Origin of the sequence: Pontibacter rugosus, from assembly GCF_042678745.1 — a bacterium.
GTDB lineage: Bacteria > Bacteroidota > Bacteroidia > Cytophagales > Hymenobacteraceae > Pontibacter > Pontibacter rugosus.
Genome location: NZ_JBHTLD010000306.1, coordinates 1 through 4,184, shown reverse-complemented (window position 1 = coordinate 4,184; position 4,184 = coordinate 1). Strand labels below are relative to the sequence as shown.

At 43.7% G+C, this 4,184-nt stretch carries 4 protein-coding genes; all 4 read right to left on the bottom strand.

What is annotated here, in order from left to right; all coding sequences use genetic code 11:
• Nucleotides 1–137: 137 nt before the first annotated feature.
• The 4 genes from ACFQ2O_RS20320 to ACFQ2O_RS20305 all read right to left on the bottom strand — a co-directional run bounded on the left by ACFQ2O_RS20320 (nucleotide 138) and on the right by ACFQ2O_RS20305 (nucleotide 4,133).
• Nucleotides 138–659, bottom strand: a complete 522-nt coding sequence (locus ACFQ2O_RS20320; protein ID WP_377532399.1) for a hypothetical protein — start codon at nucleotides 657–659, stop codon at nucleotides 138–140.
• Nucleotides 660–733: 74 nt separating this feature from the next.
• Nucleotides 734–1,915 (bottom strand): hypothetical protein, encoded by a 1,182-nt coding sequence (locus ACFQ2O_RS20315; protein WP_377532397.1) that lies wholly within the window; start codon nucleotides 1,913–1,915, stop codon nucleotides 734–736.
• A gap of 195 nt (nucleotides 1,916–2,110) precedes the next feature.
• On the bottom strand, nucleotides 2,111–3,004 hold the full coding sequence (locus ACFQ2O_RS20310; RefSeq protein ID WP_377532394.1) for a hypothetical protein: 894 nt from the start codon (nucleotides 3,002–3,004) through the stop codon (nucleotides 2,111–2,113).
• Between the two features lie 115 nt (nucleotides 3,005–3,119).
• The gene (locus ACFQ2O_RS20305; protein WP_377532392.1) at nucleotides 3,120–4,133 is read right to left on the bottom strand and encodes a hypothetical protein; all 1,014 of its coding nucleotides are present in this window, start codon (nucleotides 4,131–4,133) and stop codon (nucleotides 3,120–3,122) included.
• Nucleotides 4,134–4,184 lie beyond the last annotated feature (51 nt).

Below are 4,184 nucleotides of genomic sequence, written 5' to 3'. Positions count from 1 at the left end.
CACCTTATTCAACCAAGGTGCAGTGATTTAATACTAAATTAAATAAAATATATACCTATATACAAATATATTTTCTGAACAGGTTAAATTCTAATGTTTTTCTACAAATTCTCTAAAGGTTTTAGTCAAGCAAGGCGTTATTGACCGGTCCCAATTCCACCATTTTCCACAATCACACGCATCCCCTCTCCTTGCTGGGTTATTTGATAAGGCAAAGTGTTCGTGCCATTTTCAATTTGAATCAGTTCGTTGTTTGCGCCTTTTTGGGAGATGATGTAAAGCTGGCCATTTGCACTGATGTCCTGAATTAACCGGTTTTCTTTCCCCTGCTGAGAAACAGTGCTGATATTGTTGCTTCCGCTGAAATTCCCCTCATAAGAGTTGCCTTGTCCTTTCTGCACCAGGTCAAGCACATTCCCTTCGCCATTCTGCTTAACGCTTATAGCATTTGCATTTCCGGACTGCATGAGGTAGACCACATTTGTACTCTGCTGAATTATAGCAGCACTACTTTGGTTGTTACTAGCTGATATTTGCTGCCTGATGTACTGATTCTTCTCTACCTGCTGCATTAATAAATCGCCTGATTCTGTCTCCTGGGCAAAGGCGGCAGTAAAGGCAACACAGATAAGAGCAGGTAGTAATAGCAATTTTTTCATAGCTGTAAATTTACTGGTAGAAATATATAAAATAATCTAAAGCGGGACAAGCCCGCCTTAGATTATTACTGTCATTAATTACCTTGTACTACGACGGCTGTGTTATTTGAGCCATGCTGATTTACAGTACTCATTTGATTAGAGCCGGACTGGTATACAGTTGAGCTGTTACCTATACCGCCTGACTGATTTGTAACAGACCAGTTGTAGAAGCCTTCCTGATTCTGTAAAGAGTAGTTGTCGCTGCCGCTCTGGTTAAGTTCAGCATAGTTAGCACCGCCCATAGACTGATCCTGATACGCAGTGTTGTTATCTCCTGATTGGCTGATGATAGCTTGATTTAATAAACCGCTCAACTCAACTTGTTGTTGAGAAGCATAGTTTCCGTTACCGCTCTGCATTACACCGGCGTAATTCAGGCCACTTACATCCTGCTGAAACTGATCTGATCTGTTGTTATCGCCAGATTGAACAGCTACAACAGTATTTGCTGCTGAAACCCAGATCTGACGTTGGTGTGCATCGTTGTTATCGCCTGACTGTACAACAGATGCAGTATTTAGGGCACTTACATACTCCTGTCTCTGTACAGAAGAGTTATCATGGCCAGATTGCGTTGCTACAGCATAGTTACCAGCACTTACCAGACTTTGGGTCTGATCAGCATAGTTGCCATCTCCACTCTGATAAATATAAGCCTCATTCAAAGCAGAAACATCATTCTGATATTGCTCAGCAAAGTTGTTATCGCCAGTCTGCTGTATGTAAGCATAGTTTTGGCCGCTAAAGTTGCGCTGGTACTGTATAGCACGGTTATTATCGGCAGAAGCACCATTTAAACCTTGCTCAATGGTAGCCTCGTTGTTGCTCGAATTGTCTGCCTGATACTGATCGGCAGAGTTACCATCACCATGCTGGTATACAGTGGCAATGTTATCATTAGATCTGTTTAACTGCATTTGTGAAGAGCGGTTACCCTCACCAATTTGAGTTGCAAAAGCCTGGTTGTTACGGTTATCTTGCTTGATAACAGAGGAGTTGCCTGAACCTGACTGATCAACTTCAGCTAGGTTGTTTTTACTCATCGGCGACACAGTGCCACCCTGGTTTACTTGAGAAGAGTTAGTTGCGCCAGTCTGACTTACCATAGCCGACTGATTCATACCGTGCTGTAACACACTGCTTGTATTACCTTGAGCAAAAGCTGCGCCTGCTACAAACGTGAAGGCAACTGCAAAAAAAACGTTCTTTTTCATAATTAGTAAGCTTTAGAGTTGGATATTTAGGAAACTGAGAAATCAATTTGATAGCTAAATAATCAGGTAAGGGAAAATAATGAACCTGAGGCGGGTAGGCGAAAGAAGCAGAGGCGTTGTGGTAAGTTTGATACAAAACTTGCTGCCTTAGCTTTTGCGCTTAATGTCAGAAGCTAAGGCAGCAAGTGCTATGTATTAGTTATCGTATTGCAGTGTTACTGCCGAGTTATTATTTCCTGTTTGAGTGATGGTTGAGATATGGCTGCTGCCAGACTGTAACTGACCAGCATAATTTGAGTCGCCAAACTGAGAAACAGTAGCTCTGTTAAAGTCGCCATACTGCTGGTACTGCTCAGAATAGTTTTTATTGCCATCTTGCGTAGAGGAGATAACATTATCAGCACCTAGCCCTTGTTCCTGGAAAGCATAGTTACCATTTCCGCTCTGAGAAATTTCGGCTACGTTATCATAAGCATCAATATACTGCTGCTGCGAGGCTTCGTTATTGTTGCCTTCCTGCTCTATTGCTGCCAGGTTACCGGCACTATAATCAGTTTGCTCCTGCCCAGCCACATTACCATTTCCTGATTGTGAAATAAGGGCTATGTTTGATAAACTGAGATTGCTCTGGTATTGCTGTGCATCGTTACCGTTACCGCTCTGTGTAATACCGGCTACGTTATCAAGTGATACTTGATCCTGGCTCTGGAAAGAAGCGTTTCCTGAACCTGCCTGCGACACATAGGCCATGTTGTCTATACTGTAGCTTTGCTGGCTTTGCTCTGCGTAATTGTTGGTTGCACCAGCACCTGCTGCTCCTTGTTCTATCACAGCTGAATTACCCTGAGAAGTCCCGTCTTCACCGGCTGCCTGGGTTTGATAGGCAATATTGTCAGAGCCATACTGCGTAGCTTCAGCAGTATTCGCAGTCCCTGCCTGTAATACTTCAGATTCGTTAGCTGCACCATACTGGCTTACAGTAGCACTGTTGCCTATGCCAGTTTGCTCAACTAGACTTGTGTTACCTTGGGCAAAAGCCGATCCTGCTACCAACGTAAAGGCAGCCGCAAAAATGTAAGATTTCCTCATTATATACAGGGTTTATAAGTGAAACTGAAATGAATCACAAAAGAGTATGATACAAGCGAAAGAACCTTAACGCACCTATGATTAAGGTACGTTAAGGACTTTAGCTTTAAGAAAGTTAGTTATTGGATTGTGTCACAATAGATGTGTTGCTGTTACCGTTTTGCATCACGGTAGACACGTGGCTGGTGCCGCTCTGGTATTGGTCAGAGAAGTTATCGTCGCCGTTCTGCATTAAGGTTGCGGTAAGATCTGCACCTTCTGACTGAAACTGGTAGCCGTTGTTACCATCACCCTGCTGGCTGATAGAGGCAGAGTTTAAGCCGCTAAGCATGCTCTGGTCCTGAGACGCGTAGTTAAAGTCTCCAGACTGCGTAACGGTAGCGGTGTTGAAACCACTTAGGTCTTCCTGATACTGGTAAGCTTCATTTACACCACCTGTTTGCACAATCAAAGCAGAATTAAGCGCTGAAATGTTGTTTTGATACTGGTTGCCGTAGTTCCAATAGCCATTTTGGAAAATCTGAGCCGAGTTGGCCAGGGAAACGTTTGTCTGCTCCTGGGTCGCTTCGTTCATCGTACCTTCCTGATTGATATAGGCAACATTGGCACCACTTACAAATGACTGATCCTGCAGGGCTATGTTGCCAGAACCGGCCTGGTCGATATGCGCGAAGTTAGATTGAGAAGCAACTTCCTGATACTGTGTGGCATCGTTGCCTTCGCCAAACTGATGAATCAAAGCTGTGTTATTGTTGCTACTAGCAACCTGGCTTTGCAAAGCACTATTACCAGCACCTTCTTGAATAACTTCTGCATAGTTGCCTACTGCACTGCCTCCCTGCTGCTGATCAGAAGAGTTGCCCTCTCCTACTTGCTCTGCATAAGCTTCGTTGCCATAAGAACCTGAAATTTGCAGTACAGAGGATGAGTTTGAACCACCGGATTGCACTACCGTAGCCATATTCTTTCTGTTTTCCTGATATACTTCTGAAGCGTTCGAAGCGCCTGCTTGAGTTACAGTGGCCATTTGGTTGACACCAGACTGGTCTACTGTACTCACGTTGCCTTGCGCCATGGCACTGCCAGCTACAAGCATAAAGGCTGCTGCAAAGAATAGATTCTTTTTCATGTGTTTCTGAGTAGAAATAGTTTAAGATGATTTACATACCAAATATACTAT

Coding starts and splice junctions, on each gene's coding strand:
- ACFQ2O_RS20310 (WP_377532394.1), bottom strand. CDS start 3,004: ATGAGGAAATCTTACATTTTTGCGGCTGCCTTTACGTTGGTAGCAGGA.
- ACFQ2O_RS20305 (WP_377532392.1), bottom strand. CDS start 4,133: ATGAAAAAGAATCTATTCTTTGCAGCAGCCTTTATGCTTGTAGCTGGC.
- ACFQ2O_RS20315 (WP_377532397.1), bottom strand. CDS start 1,915: ATGAAAAAGAACGTTTTTTTTGCAGTTGCCTTCACGTTTGTAGCAGGC.
- ACFQ2O_RS20320 (WP_377532399.1), bottom strand. CDS start 659: ATGAAAAAATTGCTATTACTACCTGCTCTTATCTGTGTTGCCTTTACT.